Genomic DNA, 26,188 nt, shown 5'->3' on the forward strand with positions numbered 1-26,188 from the left:
CCCCTCATGCCAAGGCCGAGCCGCCTCAAAAACGCCCGTTTGCCACGATGAGGCCGCATGGATACTTTACGCGCCCTCGTCCCGGTGCGGCGTCGCCGGCAAGGTCCTGCTTCGGCAGGCCACCCCCAAGTCCTGGATTCCGAAGCTCTCAGCTCATGACCGACATTTTTCACGAGATCGAGGAAGACCTCCGGCGCGATCGCCTGCGCAAGCTCTGGGACCGTTTCGGCGGCGTCATCATCGCCGCGTGCGTGCTGGTGATTCTCGCCGCTGCGGGCTGGAGCGGCTACCAGTACTGGCGCCATGAGCAGGCGGTGAAGGCCAGCGAGGCGTATGAGAGCGCCGTCGCCCTGTTCGATGCCGGAAAGATGCAGGAGGCTGAGGCCGCCTTCGCCGCCATCGCCAAGAGCGGGCCGGCCGGCTATCGCACCCTTGCTCTGTTCCGCGCCGCTGCCGCCGCCACCGCCCGCGACAAGGCGGCCGGCATCGCCGCCTTCGATGCCATTGCCGCCGACAATTCCGTGCCGCCGCTCGCCCGTGACCTCGCTTTGGTGCGCGCCGCCCTGCTGGTGGTCGATACGGCCGGCCTGCCGGAAGTGAAGCAGCGCATCGGCGGCATCGCCAACGGCACCGGCCCGCTGCGCCATTCGGCGCGCGAGACGCTGGCGCTGGCCGAGCTGAAGGCCGGTGACCTGGCCGCCGCCAACAAGACCGCCACCGACATCACCACCGACAGCGAGACCCCGCCCGGTGTTCGCTCTCGGGCCGAGCTCATCCGGCGGCTCACCGCCTCGGCCACCGCCCCCGCGGGTGAAGCGGCCGCCGGCAGCGCGCCGACCCAGTGAACCCCGTGAGGAGCCGCATGACCGCGACGCGCATGAGGAGGACAAGCTTGATGATGGCACGCCCTGTCACCCGCAGCCTGCGCCTCGCGCTCGCGCTCGGCCTCGCCTTGACGGCCGCCGGCTGCGAGACGCTGGAGAACCTCAACCCGTTCGACCAGAAGAAGCCGCCGGTGCCGGGCGCACGCACGCCCGTGTTCCCCAACGGGGTGCCCGGCGTCGACTATTCGACCGGCCTCGGCCAGCCGAGCAACGCCAACGCCCCCATCGACAATCTGCCGGCCACCCCTCCGAAGGGCCAGCCGCAGCAATGATCCCTCAGACCTGAAGCCGACCGCCGGCCGCGAGCCCATTTCATGACCTTTTCCCTGGCCATCGTCGGGCGTCCCAACGTCGGCAAGTCCACCCTTTTCAACCGCCTGGTGGGCAAGAAGCTCGCGCTGGTGGATGATCGCCCCGGCGTCACCCGCGACCGCCGCGAGGGCGAAGGGCGGCTCGGCGACCTCACCTTCCGCATCGTCGACACCGCTGGCCTCGAGGAGGCGACCCCGGCGAGCTTGGAAGGGCGCATGCGCGCCCAGACCGAGGCGGCCATCGGCGATTGCGACGCCATCCTCTTCATGATCGACGCCCGCATCGGGCTGACCCCGACCGACCGCGCTTTTGCCGATCTCGTGCGCAAGGCCGGCAAGCCGGTCATCCTCGTCGCCAACAAGAGCGAGGGGCGTGGCGGCGAGGCCGGGACACTGGAAGCCTTCGGCCTCGGCCTCGGCGATCCCATCCCGCTCTCCGCCGAGCACGGCGAGGGCCTCTCCGACCTCTACGACGCCATCTGCGACGCCCTGCCCGAGCAGACGCGGCTGGAGGAGGAGGACGAAGAGGAAGAGGACGAGGCGGACGAGATCCCCGCCGAGGGAGAGGTCGAGCCCGAGAAGCCGCGCCGGCCCATCAAGGTGGCGGTGCTCGGCCGGCCCAATGCCGGCAAGTCCACCCTCATCAACAAGCTGCTCGGCGAGGATCGCCTTTTGACCGGCCCCGAAGCCGGCATCACCCGCGATTCCATCTCAGTGAACGTCACCTATGCCGGCATTCCGCTGGAATTGTTCGACACCGCGGGTCTCAGGAAGCGCTCGCGCATCGACGACAAGCTGGAGAAGCTCTCCGCCGCCGACGCGCTGCGCGCCATGAAGTTCGCCGAGGTGGTGGTGATCCTCATCGACGCCACCCGCCCGTTCGAGGAGCAGGATCTGCGCATCGCCGATCTGGTGGCGCGCGAGGGCCGGGCCCTCGTCATCGGTTACAACAAGGCGGACCTCGTGCCCCGCGGCGGCCTCGCCACCCGGTTGCGCGAGGAGATCGACCATCTGCTACCGCAGGTGAAGGGCGTACCCATCGTCCCCCTCTCCGGTCTCATGGGTCATGGTCTCGACAAGCTGGTGGCGGCCATCGCGAGCGCCCACAAGGTGTGGAACAAGCGTGTCGCCACCAATCCGCTCAACCGCTTCCTCCAGCAGGTGACGGAAAATCATCCGCCGCCGGCGGTATCCGGCCGGCGGATCAAGCTGCGTTACATGACCCAGCCCAAGGCGCGCCCGCCGTCCTTCGTGCTGTTCTGCTCGCGTACCGATGCGGTGCCGGAGAGCTATATCCGCTATCTGGTGAACGGCATCCGCGAGACCTTCGATCTGCCCGGCGTGCCGATCCGGCTGACGCTGCGCGAGAAGGACAACCCTTACGCAGAGTAAATTGCCTCGCGTCCACGGGAGTCGAAGCCGGCTAAATTCTGGGTGGGATAACGTTGAGCCGGCTAGGCACCAGCGCTTTGCCATCGGTCCCTCAGAAAAGCCGCCTGATCGAAGATCTCTCCGAACTGGGTGCCCACGCAATCCGGCTCGGGATGCATCACCGGAACCGGTCCCACGGCCGCATCGAAGATGTCTGGCCGGTAGACGCCCATGGCCTCGCGCGCGGCGTCGGCGGCGAACTCGCCCTGGCCGGCAGCGACGATCTGGGCATACATCCACAGCGCATGGTCCGGCGCCGGCCGGTTGGCGCCATCGCGGTTGAGCACCAGATAGTCCGGATGTGACCTGAGCACCCCGCCCGGCGCGGTGTGGAGCCGGCCGTCCAGCGTGCGGCGGAGGATGTCGGCTGGCAGGTTGAGGTGGCGCGGCTCCCCCAGCAGCTTGGCGAGGTCCTCATGGTTGGCCGGGTCCTCGCACCAGCGGGCCGCGGCGTAGAGCGCACGCACGAGGCGGTGCAGCACCTCCGGCTCCGCATTGGCGAAGCGGGCGTGGACGCCCAGCACCTTCTCCGGCACCCAGCCGAACAGCTCGGCGCCCAGCACCGCGATGCGGCCCACGTCCGAATCGACCGCCACCGAATTCCACGGCGAGCCCACCGAGAAGCCGTGGATGAGCCCGCCCCGCAGGCTTTCCGCCATGAAGGGCGGCGGCACCACCACGAGGCGCACGTCGCGGTCCGGGTCCACCCCGCCGGCCTTGAGGAAATGGCGGATCAGATAGGTGTGGGTGGAGAAGGAATAGACCGCGGCGAACACCAGCGGGTCACGCCCCTCCGCCTTCCTCTGCCGCACCACCTTGCCCAGCGCCAGCGCTGCGCCGGGGGCCGTTGAAAGGTCTTCGCCCACCTCGCCCATGGCCGCGTAGACGTGCTTGTCGATGGTGATGGCGCTGCCATTCAGGTTGAGCGCGAACGGCACCACCAGCGGCACCCGCACATGGCCGAGGCCGAGCGACGAGGCGATGGCGAGCGGCCCCAGCATGTGGGCGCCGTCCAGGAGGCCGATGTTCACCTTGTCGCGGATGTTGGCCCAGGAGACCTCCTTGTGCAGGTCGATCTCGATGCCCTCGGCCATGGCGAAGCCGCGCTCCGCTGCGGCGATCAGCACGGCGGCGTCGGTCAGGGGGATGAAGCCGATGGCGAGGCGTCTCATCGCAGAAGCTCCGCGGCGGTGATGATGGATTGGGCGATGTCGACGATGCGCTTCTTCTCGTTCATGGCGGTGCGGCGCAGGAGGTGGTAGGCGGCCTCCTCGTCGATGCCCTTCATCTTCATGAGCAGCATCTTGGCCCGGTCGATGGCCTTGCGCTCTTCCAATTGCGTCTTCGCCTCCTCCAGCTCCGCCTTGAGGCGGGCGAAGGCGCGGAAGCGGGAGATGGTGGTCTCAAGGATCGGCTTCACCCGCTCCTTCCTCAGCCCGTCCACCACATAGGAGGCGACGCCCGCCTCGATGGCGTCTTCGATGGTCTTCGAGTCGGTCTGGTCCACGAACATGGCGACCGGTCGCTTCACCTCGCGGCTCACCTGGAACATCTGCTCGATGGTGTCGCGGGACGGATCTTCGAGGTCGATTAGGATCACGTCCGGATCGATGGCGTAGATGCGCTCCAGCAGGTTGTTGCGGCCGGTGATGCGCAGCACCGTCTCGAAGCCCGCCTCCTTGAGGCCCTCCTCCAGGATGGCGGCGCGCACGTCGCTCTCGTCGACGATCACGATCCTGAGGGTGAGGTCGTTCGCCATGGGGGTCCGGGCTGGGGCTGTCCGCTGGGGCTGGCGGACTCGTATGATACCTCACCTTCCGGAGCCGGTGCGGTCAAGCCTTCCCGTGTGTCACGCCGAGGGCACCTCGCGCCCGGTGCCATGGACCTCGCCCCCAAGTCCTTCTAGAACGCGCGCGGTGGAGCGCGGCGGCAGGCCGGCCTGCGGCGATCCGCTCCAGTTCGTTCCCGTCCCGGCCGCCGTCCCGACGCCCAGCCGGGCACCTTGAAGGCGTCCATGCGCGACCTTGCCGACTACACGCCCGCCGAATGGCTCGCGCTGACCCCGCTCGCCCAAAGGCTGCGGCGCGCCCGCAATGTGCTGGTGGATCGCATCTACGCTCGCCGGCAGGCGCAGGGGCAGGCGGAGGTGGTGGCGCGCATCGCCGCCGAGCAGGCGCCGGTGGTCGCCTTCACGGTCGCTTTCAACCTGCCCGACGCGGTGGATTTCCTTGGCCAGGCCATGGCGCGGTTCCTGCCGGGGACGCCGCTGGTGGTGTGCGACAATTCCACCGACCCTGCCGCCCGCACCGCCATCGCGGCGCTGTGCGCGCGGCGCGGGCTCATCTACTGCCCCCTGCCGCCGACGCCCTATCGCGGCGCGCGCAACGGCTCCCGCTCCCACGGCGTGGCGCTGAACTGGATCTATGCGAACCTCATCCGGCCCGCCGCCCCGCGCGCCTTCGCCTTGCTCGACCACGATCTGATCCCGCTGGAGCCGACCGACCTTGCGGCTCGGCTCGCGGGCCAGCCCTGCTATGGCATGGTGCGGGAGGGGGAGGGCAATGACGCTTGGTACCTGTGGCCGGGCTATTGCGTCTTCGATTCCGCGGCGGTGAAGGCCCTGCCGCTCGATTTCGGCACCGACACGCCGCTCACCCTCGACACCGGCGGGCAGAACTGGGGCGTGCTCTACCGCCACCTGGACCTCGCCGGGCTTCGGATGTCGACCCGTCGGCGGGTGCATCTCACGGATCCCGAAACAGGCGATATTGAGCCGTTCCTGCTAGCGGATGGCTGGCTGCATGTGGGCGGCGCCGGCCATCGTGGCGGTGGAGCGGGGGCGCTTGAGCGGGTGCGGCAGGCCTATGAGGCCGATCCCGAGGGGCTGATCGCGCGCCTCAGGGCAAGTCCGGAGCGGCTCAGCCCATAAAAAAGGCGCCGCCGGCTGGGCCGACGGCGCGTTTCACTCAGAAGAAGGGTCCGCGCCTCACTCGGCGGCGGCGGGAGCCTTGGCGCCCTTGGCCTTCTTGCCACCCTTGGCGTCGGTCGTGCGGTCCTGACGCTCGGCGATACGGGCAGACTTGCCGCGACGGTCGCGCAGGTAATAGAGCTTGGCGCGACGCACCTTGCCGCGACGGACCACCTTGATGGAATCGATCAGCGGCGAATAGACCGGGAACACGCGCTCCACGCCTTCGCCGTAGGAAATCTTGCGGACGGTGAAGCTCTCGTTCAGGCCACCGCCGGAACGGGCGATCACCACGCCCTCGTAGGCCTGCACGCGGGTGCGCTCGCCTTCGACCACCTTCACGTTCACAATCACGGTATCACCGGGCTGGAACTCGGGAATGGCCCGCTTCTCGGCGAGCTTGGTCGCCTGCTCGGCTTCGAGCGTCTGGATAATGTTCATTGTCGCCAACCTCTTGGTGCCGCTTCGGAGCATGTCGCCCCGGCGCCACGTCGTGTCGTTTTAAGTTAAGGGACGCGGCTCCATACAGGAGAAAAGGGGCGCTGTCATTCCCTTTCCGTCGTGGATCCGTCACGCGCCGGGGCAAGAAGGTCGGGTCGCCGCGCGCGCGTGACGGCTTCCGCTTCGGCCTGCCGCCAACGGGCGATGCGGGCATGATCTCCGGAGGTCAGCACCTCGGGGATGCCTTCCCCCTCGAACAGTTGCGGCCGCGTGTATTGGGGATATTCCAGCAGGCCGTGGGAGAAGCTCTCGTCCGTGCCGCTCTCCGCCTTGCCCATGACGCCGGGAATGAGCCGCACGCAGGCATCGAGCAGCAAGAGCGCCGCCGCCTCGCCGCCTGAGAGCACCACATCGCCCACGCAGACCTCCTCGAGGCCGCGCGCCGCGACGATGCGCTCGTCCACCCCCTCGAACCGCCCACATAGGATGACCGCGCCCGGCCCCGCCGCCAGCTCCCGCACGCGGGCCTGCGTCAGCGGCCGGCCGCGCGGGGTCATCAGCAGGCGGGGGCGGGGATCGTCGGGCGGGGAGACGGCGTCGATAGCGCGGGCGAGCACATCGGCCCGCATCACCATGCCGGGCCCGCCGCCCGCCGGGGTGTCGTCCACCGAGCGGTGACGGTCGAGGGCGTGGTCGCGAATCTGCACCGCCTTCAGGCCCCACAGACCATTCGCCAGCGCGCGGCCGGCGAGCGCATGGCCGAGCGGGCCGGGGAACATCTCGGGATAAAGGGTGAGGACGCTGGCGCGGAAGGTCATGGGGTGAGATGGCGCTGGGCGGGGCGGGAGTCAAATCCGCCTGCCTCAGCCCTCCTTGTCCTCGCCCGCCTCGGGCTCGGGGTCGCGGCGCTCGACGAAGGCTTCGGCGATGACCACCCGGCCCGCCTTCACGTCCACCACCGGCACGGCGTCGCGGGAGAAGGGCACCATGAGCGTCTTCGCCCGGATGCCGGGGAGGGCAGGGGCATATTCGAGGATGTCGCCGGCGCCGAAATCGTGCAGCGCGACAACGGTGCCGATGCGCGCGCCGGTCTCGTCCTCCACCGCGAGGCCGATCAGGTCCGCATGATAGAAGGTGTCCTCGTCCTCCGGCGGGGGCAATGCCTCGCGCGGGACATACAGGTCCACATTGGTCAGCGCCTCGGCCGCGGTGCGGTCGGCGACGTTGGCGAGGCGGGCGACGAAATGGTCCTTGGCCGCGCGCAACGCCGTGATGCGATAGCGGGTGCGGCCGGTGGCGTCGGTGAGCGGATCGTAATCGAGGATCGCGGCCGGATCCTCGGTGAAGACGAACAGCCGCACCTCGCCCCTCACGCCATGGGGGGCGCCGATGCGGGCGACGAGGACGCGGTCGGTCATCTGATCTCCGGTGCAGTGCGCCTTCAACGGGTTGGTGGCGGCGGCAGCGGCTCTAGCTCTTATGTCCGGCTTTGCCAAGCGGAAGGCCCGCGCCCCATGCGCCGCGCGGCGCTTTCGCGCTCCCCCGAGGCCCATCGGATGCTTGCCCGGCGGCGGCGGCTGATGCACCTTGCGCCCCCATGTCGAGCCATGCCCCCCAACCCATCCTTCTCGATGCCGTCCGCCTCTCCGGCCTTCTGGACCGCATCGCCGCCCGTATCGGCGCAGCCCATGTGCGCACCGACGCCCACGACCTCGCCCCCCATCTGGTGGAGGGGCGGGGCCTCTACCAGGGAACGACCCCTGCGCTGGTCGAGCCCGCCAACACCGAGGAAGTCGCCTTCGTGGTCGCCGCCTGCGCCGAGGCCGGCGTGCCGGTGGTGCCGCAGGGCGGCAATACGGGCCTCGTCGGCGGGCAGGTGCCGTTCGGCGCGCTGCTGCTCTCGCTGCGCCGGCTGAACCGCGTCCGCGACCTCGATCCGGTGGACCTCACCGTCGTCGCCGAGGCCGGCTGCACGCTGTACCAGGTGCAGCAGGCGGCGGAGGGGGCGGGCTGCCTGTTCCCGCTCTCCATCGGCTCGGAAGGCTCCTGCCAGATCGGCGGCAACCTCTCCACCAATGCCGGCGGCACGGCTGTGCTGCGCTATGGCAATATGCGCGAACTCACCTTCGGCCTTGAAGTGGTGCTGCCGGACGGGCGCATCTGGAACGGCCTGTCGCGCCTGCGCAAAGACAACACCGGCTACGCGCTGAAGGATCTCTTCATCGGCGCGGAAGGCACGCTCGGCATCATCACCGCCGCCGTGCTGCGCCTTTTCCCCGCGCCGCGCGCCCGGGCGACGGCGTTGCTCGGCATTGCCGATCCCGAGACCGCGCTTTCCCTATTCCGCCGCCTGCGCAATGCCGCCGGCGACAGCCTCACCGGCTTCGAGATCATGCCGGACTTCGGCATGGAGATCGTGCTCAAGCACATGCCCGGCTCGGTGCGTGCGCTGGCGGAGCGGCATCCCTGGTACGTGCTCGCGGAACTCACATCCACCCGTCCCAACGACGACCTGTCCCAGCTTGCCCTCGACACGTTCGAGGCGGCGTTCGAGGCGGGTGAGATTGAGGACGCGGTGGTGGGCTCCTCGGAAGCCCAGTGCGACGCCTTGTGGAAGCTGCGCGAGGACATGTCCGACGCGCAAAAGTTCGAGGGCGGCTCCATCAAGCACGATGTGTCCGTGCCGGTGTCCAAGGTGCCGTATTTCATCGCCGAGGCGAACCGGCTGTGCGAGGCGCACATGCCGGGCATCCGGATCTGCGCCTTCGGCCACATGGGCGATGGCAACATCCACTACAACCTCAGCCAGCCCGAGGGCATGGACAAGGCGGCCTACCTCGCCACCTGGGAGGAGTTCAACCGCATCGTCCACGATCTCGTGGCCTCGCTCGGCGGCTCCATCTCGGCGGAGCATGGCATCGGCATCCTCAAGCGCGAGGAACTGCCCATGTACAAGGACAAGGTGGCGCTGGAACTGATGGCCGCCATCAAGCGCGCCGTGGACCCGCGCGGCCTCTCCAATCCCGGCAAGGTGCTGCTGGATTGAGGGACGCATAAGGCGCGGCCCCTTCAGGAGCCGCGCCGTTTTCTTGTTTGTCCCAGCTCGGGCTTGTGAGACTTGGGTCCTAGCCGGGCCGGCGGCGTACAGCGAAGGCGGTGCCGACCGCGAGGGCGAGGGCGGCAGCCGCGCCGGCAATCACCATGCGCGGATGATGGTGGTCGAGCATCAGGCCGAACAGCAGCGGCCCCACCAGTGAGCCGATGTCGAAGCCCGAATAGACGATGCCGAACACCTTGCCCGTCGCCCCGGCCGGCGCCGCCGTACGCACGAGCACGTCGCGCGAGGGGGTGGTGAGCCCCATGAAGAAGCCCACCAGCGCGATCAGCCCCACCGTCACCTCCGGCGCTGTCTGAAGCCAGGCGGCGAGGAAACCGAACAGCGCAGCAGCGGCGAGGCCGCCCATGGCGATCTGGTGGTGCTGGGCGGAGCGGTCCGCCACATGCCCGCCGATGGCGACGCCCGCGGTGTTGCCCACCTGGAACAGCGCCACGGCCAGCGTCGCCAGCGCCACCGCCGCGCCGAAGCCCTCCTGCAGCGCGACGATGGAGAAGCTCTGCAGGCCGGAAAGGGCCACCGAGGTGAGGGTGAAATAGAGAAAGGCCATCAGCACCACGGGCATGGCCAGCACCTGCAGGAAAGAGATCGGCGCGCCCCCCGCTGCCGCGTGGGCGGTGCGTCCCGCCGGCGCGCGCAGCGGCCCGCGGAAGACGGCGAGCAGGAGCCCCACCAGCAGCACCAGCAGCCCCATGGCGATGAGCGCCGTGCGCCAGCCGAAATGCGCGCCGATCGCGCCGGACACGATGGGTGACAGGCCGAAGCCGATGCTCCCCGCGATCACATGGGCGGCGAAGGCGCGCCCGAGCCGGGGCGCCGCAACCTTGTGGCTGAGGATGGAGAGGTCGGCCGGGTGATAGACGGAATTGCCCAGGCCGGCGAGCGCGGCCAGCGGCAGCAGCAGAAGATAGGTGGGGGCAAATCCCATGGCGGCCGTCGCGGCGCCTTGGGTGAGAATGCCGGCCAGAAGCAGCCGATCGGCGCCGAAGCGGTCCACCAGCACCCCGGCCGCCACCTGTCCGGCGCCTGAGAACAGGTAGAAGACGGACAGCACGAGTCCCAGCTCGATGAAGGAGACCTGGAGGTCGGCCCGCATCATGATGAAGAGCGGAGCGAGCGCGAGCTGGAGGAAATGGCTGCAGAAATGAGCGCTGCAGACGGCGCCGATGGAGGAAACCTCGGCCGCGGGCCAGCGGGCCGCGCGCGCTTCGATGGACATGACAATCCTCTCCGTCCCCGGCGGGGCACCGGGATCAGACCGGCACGGCTGCGCCGCCCCGGATGCTGCGTTTCCCCCTCTCTGGTCGGCGGGAGGCCGTTGCGCCGGCGCTTTCAGGCGTCAGCTGTCGACCTCCGGTGAGGGTTGGCTCCCTCGATGCTTCAGGTACGTGTTTCCAAGACCCTGCCGGGCACGCTTACCGCCTCGGCGCCCGGCACGCACGCATATTCTGCCGTGCGCCCGCACTGGCGAAGCATCAGGCGTCACACAGGGGCACGATCAGCGTGTGCGGCGCGGGCCGTGGCCGCCGAAGTAACGCAGGGTCAGGCAGGTGATGTCGTCTGCCTGAGGCGCGCCGCGCTCAAACACATGAACCGCCGCCAGCACCCGTTCGTTCAGCTCGGCCACCGACCAGTCGGCGGCGCCGCCGCGCAGCAGTTCCTCGACACGTTCCTCGCCGTAGGGCTGCTCGTCGATGTCGAAGGCCTCGGTCACGCCGTCCGTATAGAGGAAGAGCGTGTCGCCGGGGGCGAGGTGCAACTCGTGCTGCTGGTAGACGAAGCCTTCCAGCACCGCCACCGCCATGCCGCCCGTGGAGGGCACGGTGGTGACCTCGCCGGAACGGGCGATGCGGTAGGGCAGGTTGTGGCCGGCATTCACATAAGTGACCTTCCCCGAGGAGAGGTCCACCACGCCATAGAGCACGGTCACGAACAGCATCTGCTCGTTTTCCACCGCGAGCAGGTCATTCAGGCGGCGGATACAGCCCGCCGGAGAGCGCTCGAACAGCGCGGTCGAGCGCAGCAGGGTGCGGGAGATGGCCATGAACAGGGCGGCTGGCACACCCTTGCCGGAGACGTCCGCTACCACGAAGCCGAGCGTGGTGTCGTCGACCATGAAGTAGTCGTAGAAGTCGCCGCCCACCTCGCGCGCGGGCGTCATCTGGCCATGCACGGCGACACGGGCATCCGGCGGGAATTCCTTGGGCAGGATGGCGAGCTGCACCTGACGGGCAATCTCCAGCTCCTGCTGGAGGCCGGCGAGCTTGGTCTTGGTGATGAGGGCCTCGCGCAGCTCCACCACCATGGACGAGAGGCGGGTGTGTTGCTCGACGATGCGCCGTGACAGATCGTGAAGCACGCGGGCGACGCGCTTCAGCTCGTCGTCATTCTCGTTCTCCTCGCCCTTGGCGAGGAGAGCCAGAACCTCCTCCCGGTCGGTCGGGTCGATGGCGTCGGCAAGCGCCTGCAACTCGCCGGAGATCACCACCTCCTGCCGCCGCCGCACGCGCTCGCGCTGGCGCCGGCTCTCGGCGAGAGCCTGCACGTTGCCGCGCAGTGCCACCACCGCCTCGGCGATGCGGCCGATCTCGTCATTGCCGGCATGACCCACCGTGACCGAGGTGTCGCCGCGCGACAGGGCCTGCAGCACGTCGATGGCCGATTCCAGAGGCCGGAAACTGTACCAGAGGAAGACATTGAGACCGATGACGCCGAGCAGCACGAGGCCGATGGCGCCGGCCACGGCCGACTGGCGGATGAAGGCGGTCGCCTGCACCGTCTGGGTGGTATCTTCCAGGCTCACAAGCGCGCCCACGGCGCTGCCGCTCACGTCCGCGATCGGAATGGAAGTGACGTTGTAGTTGCGCCCGTCCAGCAATAATTGCTCGGCGGTGGGGCGGCGTGGCGTGATGGAGACCTTGGCCCGTTCCCACAGGCGGAAATCGGTGCTGGCGACCACCCGCCCGCGCAGGGTGATGAGGGTGGTGGCGGCGCTGATGCCGCGGGCGAAGCGCTCCATGCCGAGCGCGGCGTCGCGTCCGAGCACCAGCACGGCCCGGCCGCGGCCGGGCAGTTCCACCGTGCGGGTGGTGATGACGATCACCTGCGAGCCGCTGATCTGCCGCAGCCCGGAGAGCACCTCGCCCTTGAGCGCCCGGTCGAGGCTGCCGGCGTCGAGGATGTAGCGGGCATTGGTGGTGCCGTCGCTGAACACCACCTCGCGGTCGGCCGCCACAACCTCGAAATAGGTGGCCGGGTCGTCGATATCGATGCCGACCTCTCGGATCGCCGCGGCGATGCCCGGGCGGTCCGAGAAGCTCAGCGCGATGCGGAAGGGCGAGGAGGTGTCGATGCGCTCGAGGATGCGGGCGAGATTGGCGGTCTGGAAGGCGACGATCTCGCGCCAGAGCACGGTCTGACCCTCGATGGCCAGCTCGCCCTCGCGGGCCTGGGCGACGCGGTCGCGCAGCACCGTGGCACCCCAGATGCCCAGCATGAGCACGGTGAAGCCGGTGGCGACGATGAGGGTGATGCGGGTCCGCAGCAGCATCACGACCCCCGCACCTTGTCGGCGCGGCCGGGCGGCGCCATCACCTCGCGCCGGACCCGTTCCACGTCCGGCCTGAGCCCGCCGTCAAAATCCACCGCCAGAAGCTCCTCCGCATAGGCCTCGAATACCGATCGGCGTTCGGCCACCCTCCGGTTGCCGTGTTCAAGTTCCCGGAAGGCCCGGCCCACCGCCCCCCGCGCACCTTGGCGGCGGCGGTGCTGAATCATCACGTCGCGCTCGCCGTACTGGCCGTTCACCGCCTCGGCCAGGCCGTTGGCGAGGCGGGTGCGGGCACGCTCGAGCGCATTGCCCACCAGCAAGCCGGCGGCCAGCGCCGCCAGCGCCGCACAGACCGTCACCACCATCGCCGCCTTCAGGCCGATGTCGGCGAAGGAGGTGGCGAGGGCGGCGGGATTTGTGGTGACTTCCACCGCCGCCACCGTATTTCCGTCCACCACCACGGGAGCGCTCACCGAATCGGTGCCGGAATGCTCACCGATGGCGCTGCGGATCTCACGACCGTCCGATCCGCGCAGCACGATCTGGGTCAGGCCGGGTGTGCGGGTCAATGTCTCGGAGAGGTGCTGTTCCACGCCGGGAAGCAGCTTCAGGGGAATGCCGAAGCGCGCCGCCTTCTCGAACTGCTGGGCGAGGGTGCGGGCGACCGACGTGCCGATCACCAGCGCGTCGCGCCGCGCGCTCTCCTCGACCCGGGCGCGATATCCGTTGACGAGTACCGCCGCAGCAATGCCGCCGAGAACGAGGGTGAGGATAAGGGCGAACAGCCCGGTGACGAGGCGCGCGCGGCCGCTTTCGGCGATCTCAGGCCGCATCGTCGAGTGCTCCAAGCTGGCCGAGGCCCCGGTCGACCCGCGCCTCGGCATCGCGCCAGCTCTTCACGGTGGCCTCGGCAAGGGGCGCAAGGCCGCCATCGTCGCCGGTGGACCCGCCTTCCCCCCGCAGCACCTTTCCCACCCGGTCGAACGGGCGCGTCAGCACGTGGACGAACGCCACGGCGGCAATGATGGCGGCGATGGACGCGGCGAGCGAAAGCACCCCCGTGCGGATCAGAAGGTCGAGGCCGAGCCGGTCTGCGCGGGCACTGCGCGCCTCGTCCGACACCGTGACCGAGATGCCGCCGGCGACACCGAGGTCGTTCTCGAAGCGGGTACCGAACACCGTGTCGCCACGCTCGGCCGCAGCCCATTGGTTATCGTCGCCCAGCCGCTTCACCCAGTCCGGGCTCACCTCTTCGCCGATCACGCTGCGGTCGGTGGAATAGATGGCTCGGCCCGCGGAATTGAAGATGTCGATGGCGAGGATGGAGGGGTCGCCCGCCTTCTCGCGCTCGATGCGCGGCTGCAGCAGGGAAATCTGGTCCAGAAGCAGGCCGATGGAGAGGTTCGCCTCGGTGGAGGCGCGCAGCGTGCCGAGCAGGTTGGCGACGCGGGCACGCTCGATCTCCTCGCCCACCCGATCGCTGGCCGAGAACGCGATCACCGCGACCGCCACCACCGCAGCGGTCACGGATACGACGGCGACCAGGATGAGCCGGCTTACGAAAGTCATGCGGGGAACTTCGGTGGGGTGGACGGCCCGGACGTTAACCGCGCACTCGCGGCCAAACCAGACAAAAAACTCCCCTGCGACCAAAAAAACCTGCATTGTCAGCTTGCTTTTCGTGGCATGAAGGTCGGGCGGTCGGGGCCGGACCATAGGGCAGGGCGCGAAGGGTTCGGCGCGAAAGTCGAGACGCCAAGGGTCGAGCGCGAAGGGTCATGAGGCGGACCACACTGGGGCTCATCATCGTGTTCGCGTTGATCGCGGCCGCGTGCGTCGCCTTCGGCGCCTATTTCTCCTACGTGACGCTCATCAATGCCCATCGCGGGGTCATCGAGGCCCGCTGTGGTATCGCTGCCCAGCGTGTGGTGGACGTGGCTGAAAAGGCCGCTTCCCTCGGCATCGCCCTTCCCGCGCAGCAGACGCTGACCGCGGTGCTGGAGCGGGAGGCCCGCGTGGAGGACGCGATTCGCTCCATGGACCTCACAGACGAGCATGGCATCGTCCTGTTCTCCAGCGAGCCCGGGCGCGTCGGCCTCGACACGACTCGGGACACCGAGCGCGGCCTGACCCGTCCGGTGCGCAACGACATCGGCCAGAGTCTCGGCCGCGTCGTGGTTCGCTATGATTCCAAGATCCTGACCGATGGCGCAGCGACGCTCGCCTCCGACCTCAGGCGGATCGCCCTTCCCACGCTCCTGTGGGCCGGCGCGGCGACTCTGGTCATCGGCCTGCTTCTCGCCGCGCTGCTGCAGCGGGCGGTCCGGCGCGCCGCGGAGCCGCATCTGTGGCCGCCGGCTGCCCGCGCCGCGCTCGCCTCGGTCGAAGAGGCGCACCGCACGGCCGGGCCGTCGGCCACCGGCGTCACCCGTGGGGGCGCCGCATGATCGGTCTTCGCGGCGGCATCTCCATCGCCATCGTCATCATCCTCTGTTCGGCGCTGGCCGTGATCGGCTGGGGGGCGGAACAGGCGGCCCAGCGCACCATCGCACCGGAGATCGTCGCCAAGGCGAATTCGGTCGGCCGGGCCGCCGCCGACCTCGTCCAGCGCGCCGCGGCGGTCGGCGTTCCGTTCGACCGGCTGGTCGGGGTGAACCGTTATTTCGATGACCTGCGGGCGGCCAACGTCGAGTTCACCCAGATCAGCCTGAACGCTGCGGGCGGCAAGGAACTGGCGCGGTCGGGCGCGGTCTCTTCCGGCGGCGACGCGCCACGGGTCTTTGTGCCGGTGGAGGATGCCGACGGGCACCGCCTGGGCGACGTCATGATCGTGGTCGATCCCAGCTTCGTGTCCCAGCAGGTGGGCGCGGTCCTCGTCGATGTCGCCTTCATCGGCATCGTCGCGCTGCTGGTGGCGCTGGAACTGGTGGCTCTCGTCGTTGGCACCCGCGGCCTCGAATCGCTGGTGGCGGTGGAGCGGCGGCTCAAGGCGCTGAAGCGCGGCGTGCTCTCCCGCCAGGAGGGCGGTGCGGGGGCTGCCGGCGACCTTATCCTTCCCATCGACCGGCATGTGGAGACGCTCGCCGGTCGCCATCTCTCCCTGCGCGCCGAGGCGGAGCGCAGGGGGGATGCCGAGGCCCTCGCCCGGCTCGACGAGATAGAGGTCCGCACCGGCCTCGGCCGGGTCCAGGCCGCCGAGAGCGAGGCCGCAATCGCGGTGCGCCCGGCCCTGTTCCTGTTCATGCTGGCCGAAGAACTCACCCGCCCCTTCCTGCCGCGCGCCGCACAGGCCCTCGGCGTGCCGGCCGGATTCGGGCCGGATGTGGCGGCGAGCCTGCCCATCGTCGCCTTCATGGCGGTGGTGGCTCTGTGCCAGGTACCGTTCGCCTCCCTGTCCGAGCGGCTCGGCCGGCGTCCGGGCTTCCTCGCCGGCGCGGCACTGGCGGCGGCGGGTTACGTGGTCTCGGCGATCAGCCCGCATTACGATGTCTTCCTCGCTGCCCGCGTCGCCACGGCGGTGGGCTATGCGCTGGTGTTCGTCTCCGCCCAGGGCCACGTGGTGGATCTGTCCTCGGGCGCGGCCCGCAGCGCGGCTCTGGCCGTGTTCGTGCGGGCCATCATGGTGGCGAGCCTGTGCGGGCCGCCCATTGGCGGCGTCATCGCCGACAGGCTGGGACCGGGCGTCGCCTTCGCGACCTCGGCCGGTCTCGCCCTCGTCGCGCTTCTGGTGGCGCGGCTGACGCTGCCAGCGGCGGAGCGGCATCGCAGCGTGGCCAATGTGGGGCTCGCCGACCTCAAGGCCGCGGCCCGCGCACCCGGTCTGATGTCCCTGCTCCTGGGCTGCGCCTTCCCCGCCAAATTCCTGTTTGCCGCCTTGTGCTTCCTGCTGGTGCCGCTGGAACTGCAGCGCGAGGGCTTCTCCTCCGCGGCCATTGGCCGCTTCCAGATGATCTATCCGGTCCTCATGGTGATCGGCGTGCCCTTCTTCGCCGCCCTGGCTGATCGCTTCAGCGCCCGCGCCGGATTCGTGGTGGCGGGTGGGCTGGTTTCGGGCATCGGCGCCCTGGCCGTGCTGCTCCATCCCTCGGTGGCGCTGATCGTCGTTGCGCTGGTGGCGCTGGGCTGGGGACAGGCCATGTCCATCGCGTCCCAGTCGGCGCTGGTCGCGGATACCGCCACCAGTATGGGGGCGGGCCGGGCGGCCGGAGTTCTCGGCCTGTTCCGGCTGGTGGAGCGGTCCGGCAACGCCGCCGGTCCCGCCAGTGCCGGCTTCCTGCTTTCGACGCTCGGCTTCGCGGCGGCGACCGGTTTCCTCGGCGCTGTAGCGGTAGCCGGAGCCATGCTATTTGCGCTATCTGGACGCAGAGTCTTCGTCCATCATTCGCGCCGCCCATCCTCTGCGGCCGCCTCGGAAGGGAGTTCCGCCTGATGGATCGCCGTTCCCTCCTCGCACTCGGCCTCGGCGCGGGTGCTGCGGGGCTGGTGGGCACTGTCCCCGGCGCCTTCGCCCAGACCAATGGCGGCAATGGCCAGCCGCGTCCGGTAGGCGCGCCTGCGCCTGCCGCCCGTGGCGAGGCGTTCCGTGTCCTGATGCTCACCTTCCGCGGTGATACCGATGTGGAGCGCGGCTTCCGCGACTACTTCGCGGCCAACGACATCAAGGTCGAGTTCATGACCCGCGACGTGGAGCGGGACGCGAGCAAGGTGAAGCCGATCCTCGCGGAAGTGCTGCCGACCTTCCGGCCCAACCTCATCTACACCTATGGCACGCCGTTGACGCTCGGCGTCGCCGGTCCCTATGACGCGCCGCCCACCGCCGGTTTCGTGCGCGATATCCCGGTGGTCTTCGCCCTGGTGGCGGCGCCGGTACAGGTGAAGATCGCGCCTTCGCTCGCCTCTTCGGGGCGCAACGTGACGGGCGCGGTGCACGTGGTGCCCACCGACGTGCAGATGCGCGCCATGCAGAGCTACAAGGCGTTCAAGAAGGTCGGCGTGATCTATTCGCCGAACGAGAGCAACTCGGTCGCCATCATCGACGAGATGAAGGCCTTCTCCGCCACCATCGGTGCCGAGGTTCTGGCCCAGCCCCTGACCATGGTGGGCAGCAAGCCGACCGGCGACGGGGTCGAGGATTTCGTGAGGAACCTGAAGGCGCAGGGCGCCGAATGGCTCTATCTGCCGGCCGACACCTTCCTTGCCACCATCTTCGACCGGGTCGGCCCGGCGGCACTGGCGGCGGGGCTTCCCACCTTCGGCGCGACGGAATTCTTCCTGCGCGAGGGGCTGGGGCTTGTCGGGCTGGTCAGCCGCTATTATTCGGTGGGCCAGCTCGCCGCCTCCAAGGCGGCCGAGATCCTGGTCCAGCACGTGCCGCCCCAGGACATCCCGATCGAGACGCTGAAGCGCTTCGCCCTCATCATCAACATGAACGTGGCCAAGCAGCTCGGCGTCTACCCGCCCATCGCCATGCTCAATTATGCGGAAGTAATCACGTGATGAACGCCCTGCGCGAGGCCGCGCCGACCTCTACGCTGACGCAGCGCATGCTCGGGCCGGGCGATCTCGACGCGATCGACACCCTTCATCATCTGGCCATCGGGCCGCTGGTTCGCCCGGAAGTGGTGAAGCCGGAGAACCGTTCGTATTTTGAAAGCATCCTCAGCGGCCGAGGCCTGGTGATCGGGCTTTATGACGGCCCGCTGCTTGCCGCCTACGGCATTCTCCAACATGACCATTCGCCCAAGGACGGCCCGCACCGCCTGCTCGGGCTCGATCCCGCCTTGTCGGTGGGACGGCTGGCCGGGGCCTCGGTGCATCCGGCCTATCGCGGCCGTGGGCTGCAGCGGGTGCTGATCGCTGCCCGGGTCGATGCGGCGCCCGCGGACATGGTGCTGTTTTCCACAGCGGCGCCGGTCAACACGCCGAGCTGGGCGAGCCTGCTCGTCGAGGGCTTTCCCATCTACGACATCCAGCTCTTCTTCGGCGGCTATGCGCGCTACGTGATGGTGCGCGACTTCACCACCTTCGATCCGCAGGAGACCCTTCTGGTCGATCCGCTGGATACAGCGCGGCAGAAGGAGCTCTTCGCCGAGGGCTGGCACGGCTACGCCCGCTGCCGCACCGATTCCGGCGCTGCCGGCGTGCTGTACGCCCGCCCCCGAAAAGCCTGACACACGAGCGGGCAGGCCCTTCCGGGGCCCCTGCTCCGCGTCACGAAACTGTCGTATGGTTTGCTGAATCTGTGCCCACGCGGTGCGGGCATCCCGATCCAGAGAGATACTGGCCCCATGAAGATCGAGAGGACCCCCCTCGGCCCCGACATCATCCTCGTGCGCCTGGAAGGCCGGCTCGACATCGCCGGCGCGGCGGCGGTGGAGCCGGAGTTCAAGTCGTCCTGCGAGGCCGCGCGCGTGCTCGTGGTGGACCTGTCCGGCACGCCGTTCATGGCCTCCATCGGCATCCGCCTGCTGCTTGCGGGTGCCAAGGGGCTGCATCGCAAGGGGGGCATCATGGGGCTTTTCGCGTGTGACCCTCAGGTGGAGAAGGTGCTGCGCTCCACCGGGGTCGATCAGCTCGTCGGCATCCACGCCACGCGGGACGAGGCGCTCGCGGCGGCGGGCATCTCCCCGGCAACCTGACGGCGGATCCCATGGCGACGCCCGCGGCCGGAACCCTTGTCTCGACCATCGATGTGGGCGCGCGCATCGACGACATCACCGACGCCACGGGCTGGCTCGGCACGCTGGCTGACGAACAGGGCTGGCCGGATGCCACCCGCTTCGCGCTGGAGCTGAGCCTCGAGGAGGCGCTGACCAACGTCGTCTCCTACGGCTTTGCGGGCACCGACCGACAACCGCACATCCGAATCGAATGCTGGCGCCTGCCAGAGGGGCGGGTGGCGGTGCGCCTGATCGACAACGGCGTGCCCTTCGATCCCACCAGCATCGCCGAGCCGGTGGTCCCCGACAGCATCGAGGACGCCCGGATCGGCGGTCACGGCGTGCAACTGATGCGGCATTTCCTCGAGACGCTCGACTACAGCCGGGAAGGTGAGGAAAACCAGCTGACGCTGGTGGCCAACGCGGCCGGGTGAGGTTGCTCACAAGAGTGTCGCACTCCGCGGTCTATGATGTCCGCTCGGGGAGCCGTGCCGCAGCATCCGCGAAACATTGAGCGCGTCTGCGGCTTGCCTCTCGTGCCGTCGGGTCTTTCTTATCGATGCTTGTCATTGCCGAGCTCCTGGCCGGCCTCGGCCTTCTGTTCGTTGGCCTCAAGGCCATGGCCACACACCTGCAGCAGGCCACGGGCCGCAAGGTGCGCGCACTGCTGCGCCGGGCGACGCGCTCCCCGGTGATGGGGCTGCTGTGCGGGACGCTGGCGGGAGCGGCCACGCAATCCTCCAATGCCGTCGCGGTCATCAGCGGCAATCTCGTGCGCGGCGGTGCCTTCACTACGCGCGATGCCATTCCGGTCGTCGCCGGCGGCAATGTGGGGACGTCTGCGCTGGTGTTCGTGGCGGCAATCGATTTCCGCCTGCTCGTGCTTTACATCGTCGGCACCGTCGGGCTCGCCTTCCATTTCAAGCTGGACCGCCGTCGCGGCATGGCGCAATGGATGGGCGTCGCCTTCGGCCTCGCGCTGGCCCTGCTTGGCCTCGATTTCATCAAGCAGGCGCCGCGGGCGCTGGACATTGCGTCGGTCGCGGGCAGTCTCGCCGACCATCTGACTCCGCTCCTCGGCTTCTTTCTCGGGTTTGCGGTTTCCGCCGTCAGCCAGTCGTCCTCGACCCCAACGATTCTGGTCCTGGCCCTGATGCAGGCCGGCCTCCTCGGCCTCCACGATGCGGTCTTCATCGTGCTCGGCGCGAATCTTGGTTCCGGGTTTGCGGCCATTCTCTCGGCCGGCGGGCTGGAGGGGACCGGCCGCCAACTCTGTTATGTCCATGTTCTGGTGAAGGCCGTGGGCTGCCTCATCGTCGGAGCCTTCTTCGGCCTTGGCGGGGTGGTCGGCTTCGACGGCTTCTCGACCCTCTCTGCCGTGGGCAACGACAAGGCGTCCATGTCCCTGTCGGTTCTGTTCCTCGCCCTTCAGGTGGCGGGCGCGATCCCGGTGGCTTTCGCGCGAGGGCTTTCCGAGAGGTTCGCCGCCGCCATGAGCCCGCCCACGCTGGAGGATGGCGCCTCTCGCCCGCGCTTCATCCATGACGAAGCGCTGGCGGACCCCTCGACGGCACTCGACCTCGCCGTTAGCGAGACCCTGCGGCTCATCAAGCTCTTGCCGACCCTGCTGCCGGACCTCGACCAGACGGACAACGGCGACGCCGGCGAACGGCTGGCCCTGTGGCGTGGCGCTGCCTCGGTGGGCCTTGCTGTGGACCAGTTCATTTCGGAGCTCATCGCTGTCGGCCTCGCCCGCGACAGTCTGGAAATCGCCCTGCATCACCAGGCGCTTGTGGAAAACGTGCGCACGCTCCAGGACACGCTGCACGACTTCACCGAGGTGGTGGAGGGCTTCGACGAGGTGCCGCCGCTCGCCTTTGCCCTGTCGGAATCGTTACGGGCGATCACTTTGTCCCTCGCCGACGCCACCGATGGGCCGGCCGATGATCTCGACCTCATCATCGCGCTCTCCGGCGATCGGTCGGAGATGTTGAACCGCATCCGCCGCCAGCTTGCCGCTACGGCACTCGACGCGGGGGCGGACGCGCGGCAGCTGCTGCTGGCGACCAGCCTGTTCGAGCGGGCGATCTGGCTGGTGCGCCGCAGCGCGATTGCGTTGCGCACGCCGGAGAATGAGGATAATCCGGAGCGTCCGGCCGCCGCGGAGGCGGACATCAAGCGAGTAGGGGCCGATGCACATCGAACGTGAGCAGGTCGGAAGCGACGTGGTGCTGAAGGTGGCGGGGCGTCTCGACACGCCCAACGCCAAGCCGTTCGAGGCGAGCCTCATGGAGGTCGTCTCCATGACCGACGGGGGGATCGTGGTGAACCTCGCCGGAGTGGACTATGTGTCCTCCTCCGGTCTGCGGGCGCTGCTGGTGGCCGGCAAGGCCATGCGCGGGGCGAAGCGCAAGCTCGCGCTCTCTTCGCTCCAGCCGCAGATCCGTGAGGTGTTCGACATCTCCGGCTTCTCGACCCTGTTCGAGATCAACTGATTCTGCTGAGACTTGGGGCCGGAGCGGTCGCAAGGCTGATCTAAAGTCCAGCGACCGGCGCCCAGAGCACGTCCTCGATCCGCCTCGCTCCGCTTGCCAGCAAAGCGAGCCGGTCGAAGCCGAGGGCACAGCCGCTGGCCGGAGGTATGAGCGTCAGCGCCGCGAGGAAGTCCTCGTCGAGCGGATAGCGCTCCCCATAGAGCCGTTCCTTCTCGTCCATGTCCTTTTCGAAGCGCCGGCGCTGCTCGTCCGCGTCCGTCAGCTCGCCGAAGGCGTTTGCGAGTTCCAGCCCGCAGCAATAGAGCTCGAACCGCTCGGCGAAGCGCGGATCCTCCGGCTTCGGCCGGGCGAGAGCCGCCTCGCTCACGGGATAGTCTGTCAGGATGGTGGGGCGGCCGACGCCGAGATGAGGCTCGATCTTCTCCACCAGCACGCGCGAGAACACGTCGCCCCAGGTGTCGTCAGGCGCAGTGCGGATGCCGGCCTCGGTCGCGGCGCGGGCGAAGGCGGCGGCATCCGGTGCTTCCCCCGCGGCCGGCAGAAGGGCCTCAAGGTCCATCCCCGCATGGCGGGCGAAGGCCGCGACGAGCGTCAGGCGCTCCGGGGCGGCGAAGGGATCGCAGGTCTTGCCGCGATAGTGGAAGGCCGAGGCTCCGCCGGCCTCGGCGGCGCGGGCGAGGAGGGCGGCGCAATCCTCCATCATCGCCGTGTAGGGCGCACCGGCGCGATACCATTCCAGCATGGTGAACTCGGGATGGTGTGCCATGCCACGCTCCCGATTGCGGAACACGCGGGCGAACTCGAAGATCTTCGGCTCCCCGGCCGCGAGCAGCTTCTTGGCCGCGAACTCGGGTGAGGTGCGCAGGTAAAGTCGGTGAGTTGTCCCGTCCGGGCCGATCAGCTCAGTCCCGAAGGCGTGGAGGTGGGTCTCGTTGCCCGGCGAGACCTGCAGCGCCGACGTCTCGACCTCGATGAAACCGTCCTGCGCGAAGCCTGCGCGCACGGCGGCGGCGATGCGCCCGCGCGCGAGCAGGAAGGGGCGGCGGTCCGCGTGAACGTCGGGTCGCCACCACGGCGGGGAGGGAGGCGCCAGCGAAGAGTTCGATACCGCCATGACGTAGGTTCCTCGTTGCGGCCACCTGGGCTGCCCGCCGCCACTTGGCCTCGGGGCCGGAAAGACGAGTGCAAGACTGGCGTTGCGCGCCATTATCGCTATGGTGCGCGCCGAACCAGCCAGACGGCGCCGCCGTCAACCGTTTTCCAATCGGCGCGGGCGCCGCGCATCAGGTCAAGGAAGAGCCGACGTGGTCAAGGTTATCGCCAGCACCCTGCGCAAGGGCAACGTGGTCGACATCGACGACAAGCTGTACGTTGTTCTCACTGCCGAGAATATCCATCCCGGCAAGGGCACGCCGGTGACGCAGCTCGACATGCGCCGCATCTCCGACGGCGTGAAGATCTCCGAGCGCTACCGCACCACCGAGCAGGTGGAGCGCGCCTTCGTGGAAGATCGCCCGCATACCTTCCTCTACGAGGATTCCGACGGCTACACCTTCATGAACCCGGAAACCTATGATCAGGTGACCGTGCCGAAGGATGTCATGGGCGACCAGTCCGTCTATCTCCAGGAAGGCATGGAATGCATGCTCTCCACCCACAATGGCGTGCCGATCGCGATCGAGCTGCCGGCCCGCGTGGTGCTGGAGATCGTGGACACCGAGCCGACCGTGAAGGGCCAGACGGCCTCTTCCTCCTACAAGCCCGCCATGCTCTCCAACGGCGTCCGCACCATGGTGCCGCCGCACATCGCGTCCGGTACGCGTGTTGTCGTCATGACCGCCGACGCTTCCTACGTGGAGCGCGCGAAGGACTGACCTTCCGCTTGTGATCCCGGAAGGGCGGTTTCCGGCCCTTCCGGTTTTCTTTCAATACCTTGCTGCGGGGCGTGGAACTTTTCCCCCGGCCGCTGGTTGACCCCCGACATGGCCCTGAGGGGACATGCAGTCAGCCAAGGCGTTGAAGAATGATCTTGTCGGGAAGGCGGGTGCTCGTCGTTGAGGACGAGTTTCTCGTGGCACTGGGGCTCGAAGACAATCTGAGGTCGCTGGGCTACACCGTGGTCGGGCCGATCGCGAGCCTCGCCGCCGCGGTCTCGGCCGCGTCGTCCGAGCGCATCGACGCCGCGATCCTCGACGTGAACCTTGCGGGCGAGCCGGTCTATCCGGCCGCGGCGATCCTGGCCGAGCGCGGCATCCCCTTCATCTTCTGCTCGGGCTATACTGGCAGCGTGCGCATGCCGGCGGAATTCGTCGACGCGCCGCGGGTGGCCAAGCCGTACACCAGCCGTGTCATCGCCGATGCGCTTGCCGACCTCATCGGATCGGGTCGCGGCCCAGGCGGCAGCGACCGCGGGAGGCGGGATGTCGCCGCCTCCAACGATATGTGATCTTCCAGAGAGCCTGATTCAGGCCGCGCCGGCGGCCTTGTTCGTCTCAGCCTTCGGGCCACCGCGGGCGACACCGACCATGGCGGGCCGCAGAACGCGCTCGCCGATGACGTAGCCGGCCTGCACCACCTGCACCACGGTACCGGTCGGCACGCTCGGGTCCGGCACCTCGAACATGGCCTGATGAAGGTTGGGATCGAACTTCTCCCCCTTCGGCTCGATCTTGCGGATGCCGTGCTTCTCCAGCGCCTTCACGAGGCCGCGCTCGGTCAGCTCCAGTCCGTCCAGCAGCGCCTTGAAACTGCCTTCTGCGGTCGCCTTTGCGTCCGCCTCTACCGAGCCGAGGGCCCGGGCGAGATCGTCCGCCACGTTCAGCACGTCGCGGGCGAAGGAGGCAATGCCGTAGGTCTTGGCGTCCTGGATTTCCTTCTCGGCGCGGCGGCGCACATTCTCCGCCTCCGCGAAGGCGCGCAGGAACTTGTCCTTGAGGCTCGCGATCTCGCCTTCCAGGCGCGCCTTGTCGCCCGCCGGGTCGCCGATGGCGGCGTCCGCCATAGCGGTGGCTTCCGCCTCGGCGGTCGCCTCGTTCACCTGCGCATTGCCCTGCGCGGCACCGTTTTCGCTTGCGTCGCCGCCGGTCTCGGGCGCGCGCTTCTGCTCGCTCATCCGGTTACTTCCCCTGCCTTGAGATTCGCCCGAGGTCACTACGCCACCGGGCAAAGGCCAATCGTCCCGGCGCATATCGGGGCGATGGGGGGAAAAATCAAGTCGTGGTGATCCTTATCCCTCACGCAGCGTCCGCACCCGGTGCGCCCAGTACCCGGCTCACGAGGCGGGCGGTGAAGTCCACCATGGGGACGATGCGGCCGTAATTGAGCCGCGTCGGGCCGATGACACCCAGCACGCCCAAGACGCGTCCCTGCCCATCGCGGTAGGGCGCGACGATGGTGGAGGAGCCGGAAAGGGAGAACAGCCGGTTCTCCGAGCCGATGAAGATGCGCAGCGCCTGCGCCTCCTCCGCCCGGCCGAGCAGTTCGGAGACCTCGCGCTTGGTCTCGAGATCGTCGAACAGCAGGCGGATGCGCTCCAGATCCTCCAGCGCCCTGAGATCCTCCAGCAGCTTCGCCTGACCGCGCACAATGAGGGTCCGCTCGCCCGGCCCGTCGCCGGACCAGGAGGCGAGCCCCGCCTCCACCACGCGGGCGGTCAGGGTGTCGAGGTCGCGGTTGATCTCGGCGAGCAGGCTCTCCATCTCCTGCCGGGCGTCGGAGAGGGTGCGGCCGCGGATGTGGGCATTGAGGAAATTGGTGGCCTCGGTGAGGGCGGAGGTCGGCAAGCCGGGCGGAAGGGCGAGCGCGCGGTTTTCCACCTGCCCGTCCTCCGATACGAGGATGACGAGAGCGCGGCCCGGCTCCAGCGGCACGAATTCCACATGCTTCAGGCGGGGGTCGGTCTTGGTGGCCGTGACGACCCCGGCACCGCGGGCGAGGCCCGAGAGCAAAGCGGAGGCTTCCTGCAGAACGCCTTCCACCGTGGTGGTGCGTGCGGCGGCGAGCACCTGCGTTTCGATATTGGCCCGGTCACGCTCGTTGACGTCGCCCACCTCCATGAGCGCATCGACGAAGAAGCGCAGGCCGCGCTCGGTGGGCAGGCGCCCGGCGCTGGTATGGGGGGCATAGATCAGCCCGGCCGCCTCCAGGTCCGCCATCACGTTGCGGACCGAGGCGGGAGAGAGGGTCATGGGGATCAGGCGGGCAATGTTGCGCGAGCCCACCGGCTCACCGGTGGCGAGGTAACTCTCCACGATCTGGCGGAAAATCTCGCGCGAACGCTGGTCGATCTGCGCGAGGCCGCCGGTCGAGAGGGGCAGGAACGGATCGAGCGCCAC

The 26,188-nt window shown here is 68.8% G+C and carries 27 protein-coding genes; 15 read left to right on the forward strand and 12 right to left on the reverse strand.

The annotated features are described in order from the left end of the window. Positions 1 to 155: 155 nt before the first annotated feature. From A37E_RS0111510 to der, 3 genes are read left to right on the forward strand one after another with little or no spacing between them, the layout of a single operon-like run. Positions 156 to 845 carry a tetratricopeptide repeat protein gene (locus tag A37E_RS0111510; RefSeq protein WP_029556723.1) on the forward strand — a complete coding sequence of 230 codons (690 nt, stop codon included), beginning with the start codon at positions 156 to 158 and terminating at the stop codon, positions 843 to 845. A 50-nt stretch (positions 846 to 895) separates the two neighbouring features. Beyond that, the gene (locus A37E_RS0111515; protein ID WP_024277099.1) at positions 896 to 1,156 is read left to right on the forward strand and encodes a hypothetical protein; all 261 of its coding nucleotides are present in this window, start codon (positions 896 to 898) and stop codon (positions 1,154 to 1,156) included. Between the two features lie 42 nt (positions 1,157 to 1,198). Next, positions 1,199 to 2,587, forward strand: a complete 1,389-nt coding sequence (gene der, locus A37E_RS0111520; RefSeq protein ID WP_029556725.1) for a ribosome biogenesis GTPase Der — start codon at positions 1,199 to 1,201, stop codon at positions 2,585 to 2,587. Positions 2,588 to 2,649: 62 nt separating this feature from the next. Here the strand turns inward: der and A37E_RS0111525 are convergent, their stop codons facing one another. Together A37E_RS0111525 and A37E_RS0111530 are read right to left on the reverse strand one after the other, a co-directional pair. Next, positions 2,650 to 3,798, reverse strand: coding sequence for a CmpA/NrtA family ABC transporter substrate-binding protein (locus A37E_RS0111525; protein ID WP_029556726.1), 1,149 nt, complete (start codon positions 3,796 to 3,798; stop codon positions 2,650 to 2,652). Next, positions 3,795 to 4,385 carry an ANTAR domain-containing protein gene (locus A37E_RS0111530; RefSeq protein ID WP_024277102.1) on the reverse strand — a complete coding sequence of 197 codons (591 nt, stop codon included), beginning with the start codon at positions 4,383 to 4,385 and terminating at the stop codon, positions 3,795 to 3,797. The genes A37E_RS0111525 and A37E_RS0111530 overlap by 4 nt, the downstream gene beginning before the upstream one ends. A gap of 255 nt (positions 4,386 to 4,640) precedes the next feature. Here A37E_RS0111530 and A37E_RS0111535 point away from each other — a divergent pair, with 255 nt between their 5' ends. Continuing rightward, positions 4,641 to 5,555 (forward strand): hypothetical protein, encoded by a 915-nt coding sequence (locus A37E_RS0111535; RefSeq protein WP_051678957.1) that lies wholly within the window; start codon positions 4,641 to 4,643, stop codon positions 5,553 to 5,555. 57 nt (positions 5,556 to 5,612) lie between these two features. Here the strand turns inward: A37E_RS0111535 and rplS are convergent, their stop codons facing one another. From rplS to rimM, 3 genes are all read right to left on the reverse strand, one after another. Further along, positions 5,613 to 6,035, reverse strand: a complete 423-nt coding sequence (gene rplS / locus A37E_RS0111540; RefSeq protein ID WP_029556728.1) for a 50S ribosomal protein L19 — start codon at positions 6,033 to 6,035, stop codon at positions 5,613 to 5,615. Between the two features lie 104 nt (positions 6,036 to 6,139). Further along, positions 6,140 to 6,853: a tRNA (guanosine(37)-N1)-methyltransferase TrmD gene (gene trmD, locus A37E_RS0111545; protein ID WP_029556729.1), complete on the reverse strand. Its 714-nt coding sequence runs from the start codon at positions 6,851 to 6,853 to the stop codon at positions 6,140 to 6,142. A 45-nt stretch (positions 6,854 to 6,898) separates the two neighbouring features. After that, positions 6,899 to 7,453 (reverse strand): ribosome maturation factor RimM, encoded by a 555-nt coding sequence (gene rimM / locus A37E_RS0111550; protein WP_024277106.1) that lies wholly within the window; start codon positions 7,451 to 7,453, stop codon positions 6,899 to 6,901. A gap of 179 nt (positions 7,454 to 7,632) precedes the next feature. Here rimM and A37E_RS0111555 point away from each other — a divergent pair, with 179 nt between their 5' ends. Further along, positions 7,633 to 9,081 carry an FAD-binding oxidoreductase gene (locus A37E_RS0111555; protein ID WP_029556730.1) on the forward strand — a complete coding sequence of 483 codons (1,449 nt, stop codon included), beginning with the start codon at positions 7,633 to 7,635 and terminating at the stop codon, positions 9,079 to 9,081. Between the two features lie 79 nt (positions 9,082 to 9,160). Here the strand turns inward: A37E_RS0111555 and A37E_RS0111560 are convergent, their stop codons facing one another. The 4 genes from A37E_RS0111560 to A37E_RS0111575 all read right to left on the reverse strand — a co-directional run bounded on the left by A37E_RS0111560 (position 9,161) and on the right by A37E_RS0111575 (position 14,269). Continuing rightward, a complete protein-coding gene (locus A37E_RS0111560; RefSeq protein WP_029556731.1) occupies positions 9,161 to 10,369 on the reverse strand; it encodes an MFS transporter in 1,209 nt (402 codons plus the stop codon). A gap of 279 nt (positions 10,370 to 10,648) precedes the next feature. Beyond that, positions 10,649 to 12,700 (reverse strand): SpoIIE family protein phosphatase, encoded by a 2,052-nt coding sequence (locus tag A37E_RS25935; protein ID WP_051678958.1) that lies wholly within the window; start codon positions 12,698 to 12,700, stop codon positions 10,649 to 10,651. Continuing rightward, a complete protein-coding gene (locus A37E_RS0111570) occupies positions 12,700 to 13,533 on the reverse strand; it encodes a hypothetical protein (protein ID WP_029556733.1) in 834 nt (277 codons plus the stop codon). The genes A37E_RS25935 and A37E_RS0111570 overlap by 1 nt, the downstream gene beginning before the upstream one ends. Continuing rightward, complete coding sequence (locus A37E_RS0111575) at positions 13,523 to 14,269, reverse strand: hypothetical protein (RefSeq protein WP_029556734.1); 747 nt, start codon at positions 14,267 to 14,269, stop codon at positions 13,523 to 13,525. The genes A37E_RS0111570 and A37E_RS0111575 overlap by 11 nt, the downstream gene beginning before the upstream one ends. Positions 14,270 to 14,478: 209 nt before the next feature. Here A37E_RS0111575 and A37E_RS0111580 point away from each other — a divergent pair, with 209 nt between their 5' ends. The 8 genes from A37E_RS0111580 (at position 14,479) to A37E_RS0111615 (ending at position 21,854) form a co-directional block, all read left to right on the forward strand. Beyond that, positions 14,479 to 15,147 carry a hypothetical protein gene (locus A37E_RS0111580; protein WP_029556735.1) on the forward strand — a complete coding sequence of 223 codons (669 nt, stop codon included), beginning with the start codon at positions 14,479 to 14,481 and terminating at the stop codon, positions 15,145 to 15,147. Continuing rightward, positions 15,144 to 17,129 carry an MFS transporter gene (locus tag A37E_RS0111585; protein ID WP_029556736.1) on the forward strand — a complete coding sequence of 662 codons (1,986 nt, stop codon included), beginning with the start codon at positions 15,144 to 15,146 and terminating at the stop codon, positions 17,127 to 17,129. The genes A37E_RS0111580 and A37E_RS0111585 overlap by 4 nt, the downstream gene beginning before the upstream one ends. Next, a complete protein-coding gene (locus A37E_RS0111590) occupies positions 17,129 to 18,196 on the forward strand; it encodes an ABC transporter substrate-binding protein (RefSeq protein WP_051678959.1) in 1,068 nt (355 codons plus the stop codon). The genes A37E_RS0111585 and A37E_RS0111590 overlap by 1 nt, the downstream gene beginning before the upstream one ends. Then, positions 18,193 to 18,870, forward strand: a complete 678-nt coding sequence (locus A37E_RS0111595; RefSeq protein ID WP_155982199.1) for a hypothetical protein — start codon at positions 18,193 to 18,195, stop codon at positions 18,868 to 18,870. The genes A37E_RS0111590 and A37E_RS0111595 overlap by 4 nt, the downstream gene beginning before the upstream one ends. A 117-nt stretch (positions 18,871 to 18,987) precedes the next feature. Continuing rightward, a complete protein-coding gene (locus A37E_RS0111600; protein WP_024277116.1) occupies positions 18,988 to 19,338 on the forward strand; it encodes an STAS domain-containing protein in 351 nt (116 codons plus the stop codon). 11 nt (positions 19,339 to 19,349) lie between these two features. Continuing rightward, positions 19,350 to 19,793: an ATP-binding protein gene (locus A37E_RS0111605; RefSeq protein WP_051678960.1), complete on the forward strand. Its 444-nt coding sequence runs from the start codon at positions 19,350 to 19,352 to the stop codon at positions 19,791 to 19,793. A gap of 125 nt (positions 19,794 to 19,918) precedes the next feature. Further along, complete coding sequence (locus A37E_RS0111610) at positions 19,919 to 21,568, forward strand: Na/Pi symporter (protein ID WP_029556739.1); 1,650 nt, start codon at positions 19,919 to 19,921, stop codon at positions 21,566 to 21,568. Then, positions 21,552 to 21,854 carry an STAS domain-containing protein gene (locus tag A37E_RS0111615; protein ID WP_024277119.1) on the forward strand — a complete coding sequence of 101 codons (303 nt, stop codon included), beginning with the start codon at positions 21,552 to 21,554 and terminating at the stop codon, positions 21,852 to 21,854. The genes A37E_RS0111610 and A37E_RS0111615 overlap by 17 nt, the downstream gene beginning before the upstream one ends. Positions 21,855 to 21,894: 40 nt before the next feature. On the opposite strand, the gene epmA is transcribed toward A37E_RS0111615, so the two are convergent. Continuing rightward, on the reverse strand, positions 21,895 to 22,968 hold the full coding sequence (gene epmA / locus A37E_RS0111620) for an EF-P lysine aminoacylase EpmA (protein WP_029556740.1): 1,074 nt from the start codon (positions 22,966 to 22,968) through the stop codon (positions 21,895 to 21,897). 190 nt (positions 22,969 to 23,158) lie between these two features. Here epmA and efp point away from each other — a divergent pair, with 190 nt between their 5' ends. Together efp and A37E_RS0111630 are read left to right on the forward strand one after the other, a co-directional pair. Next, complete coding sequence (efp, locus tag A37E_RS0111625; RefSeq protein WP_024277121.1) at positions 23,159 to 23,728, forward strand: elongation factor P; 570 nt, start codon at positions 23,159 to 23,161, stop codon at positions 23,726 to 23,728. 170 nt (positions 23,729 to 23,898) lie between these two features. Then, complete coding sequence (locus A37E_RS0111630; protein ID WP_197022966.1) at positions 23,899 to 24,300, forward strand: response regulator; 402 nt, start codon at positions 23,899 to 23,901, stop codon at positions 24,298 to 24,300. A gap of 18 nt (positions 24,301 to 24,318) precedes the next feature. On the opposite strand, the gene grpE is transcribed toward A37E_RS0111630, so the two are convergent. Further along, positions 24,319 to 24,966, reverse strand: a complete 648-nt coding sequence (grpE, locus tag A37E_RS0111635; protein ID WP_029556742.1) for a nucleotide exchange factor GrpE — start codon at positions 24,964 to 24,966, stop codon at positions 24,319 to 24,321. 121 nt (positions 24,967 to 25,087) lie between these two features. After that, complete coding sequence (gene hrcA / locus A37E_RS0111640) at positions 25,088 to 26,188, reverse strand: heat-inducible transcriptional repressor HrcA (protein ID WP_024277125.1); 1,101 nt, start codon at positions 26,186 to 26,188, stop codon at positions 25,088 to 25,090.

Origin of the sequence: Xanthobacter sp. 91, from assembly GCF_000702385.1 — a bacterium.
Lineage (GTDB): Bacteria > Pseudomonadota > Alphaproteobacteria > Rhizobiales > Xanthobacteraceae > Xanthobacter > Xanthobacter aminoxidans.

What these genes read in the sequence shown, in the direction of transcription:
- A37E_RS0111510 (WP_029556723.1), top strand. Translation starts at nt 156, where the DNA reads ATGACCGACATTTTTCACGAGATCGAGGAAGACCTCCGGCGCGATCGC.
- A37E_RS0111515 (WP_024277099.1), top strand. Translation starts at nt 896, where the DNA reads ATGATGGCACGCCCTGTCACCCGCAGCCTGCGCCTCGCGCTCGCGCTC.
- der (WP_029556725.1), top strand. Translation starts at nt 1,199, where the DNA reads ATGACCTTTTCCCTGGCCATCGTCGGGCGTCCCAACGTCGGCAAGTCC.
- A37E_RS0111525 (WP_029556726.1), bottom strand. Translation starts at nt 3,798, where the DNA reads ATGAGACGCCTCGCCATCGGCTTCATCCCCCTGACCGACGCCGCCGTG.
- A37E_RS0111530 (WP_024277102.1), bottom strand. Translation starts at nt 4,385, where the DNA reads ATGGCGAACGACCTCACCCTCAGGATCGTGATCGTCGACGAGAGCGAC.
- A37E_RS0111535 (WP_051678957.1), top strand. Translation starts at nt 4,641, where the DNA reads ATGCGCGACCTTGCCGACTACACGCCCGCCGAATGGCTCGCGCTGACC.
- rplS (WP_029556728.1), bottom strand. Translation starts at nt 6,035, where the DNA reads ATGAACATTATCCAGACGCTCGAAGCCGAGCAGGCGACCAAGCTCGCC.
- trmD (WP_029556729.1), bottom strand. Translation starts at nt 6,853, where the DNA reads ATGACCTTCCGCGCCAGCGTCCTCACCCTTTATCCCGAGATGTTCCCC.
- rimM (WP_024277106.1), bottom strand. Translation starts at nt 7,453, where the DNA reads ATGACCGACCGCGTCCTCGTCGCCCGCATCGGCGCCCCCCATGGCGTG.
- A37E_RS0111555 (WP_029556730.1), top strand. Translation starts at nt 7,633, where the DNA reads ATGTCGAGCCATGCCCCCCAACCCATCCTTCTCGATGCCGTCCGCCTC.
- A37E_RS0111560 (WP_029556731.1), bottom strand. Translation starts at nt 10,369, where the DNA reads ATGTCCATCGAAGCGCGCGCGGCCCGCTGGCCCGCGGCCGAGGTTTCC.
- A37E_RS25935 (WP_051678958.1), bottom strand. Translation starts at nt 12,700, where the DNA reads ATGCTGCTGCGGACCCGCATCACCCTCATCGTCGCCACCGGCTTCACC.
- A37E_RS0111570 (WP_029556733.1), bottom strand. Translation starts at nt 13,533, where the DNA reads ATGCGGCCTGAGATCGCCGAAAGCGGCCGCGCGCGCCTCGTCACCGGG.
- A37E_RS0111575 (WP_029556734.1), bottom strand. Translation starts at nt 14,269, where the DNA reads ATGACTTTCGTAAGCCGGCTCATCCTGGTCGCCGTCGTATCCGTGACC.
- A37E_RS0111580 (WP_029556735.1), top strand. Translation starts at nt 14,479, where the DNA reads ATGAGGCGGACCACACTGGGGCTCATCATCGTGTTCGCGTTGATCGCG.
- A37E_RS0111585 (WP_029556736.1), top strand. Translation starts at nt 15,144, where the DNA reads ATGATCGGTCTTCGCGGCGGCATCTCCATCGCCATCGTCATCATCCTC.
- A37E_RS0111590 (WP_051678959.1), top strand. Translation starts at nt 17,129, where the DNA reads ATGGATCGCCGTTCCCTCCTCGCACTCGGCCTCGGCGCGGGTGCTGCG.
- A37E_RS0111600 (WP_024277116.1), top strand. Translation starts at nt 18,988, where the DNA reads ATGAAGATCGAGAGGACCCCCCTCGGCCCCGACATCATCCTCGTGCGC.
- A37E_RS0111605 (WP_051678960.1), top strand. Translation starts at nt 19,350, where the DNA reads ATGGCGACGCCCGCGGCCGGAACCCTTGTCTCGACCATCGATGTGGGC.
- A37E_RS0111610 (WP_029556739.1), top strand. Translation starts at nt 19,919, where the DNA reads ATGCTTGTCATTGCCGAGCTCCTGGCCGGCCTCGGCCTTCTGTTCGTT.
- A37E_RS0111615 (WP_024277119.1), top strand. Translation starts at nt 21,552, where the DNA reads ATGCACATCGAACGTGAGCAGGTCGGAAGCGACGTGGTGCTGAAGGTG.
- epmA (WP_029556740.1), bottom strand. Translation starts at nt 22,968, where the DNA reads ATGGCGGTATCGAACTCTTCGCTGGCGCCTCCCTCCCCGCCGTGGTGG.
- grpE (WP_029556742.1), bottom strand. Translation starts at nt 24,966, where the DNA reads ATGAGCGAGCAGAAGCGCGCGCCCGAGACCGGCGGCGACGCAAGCGAA.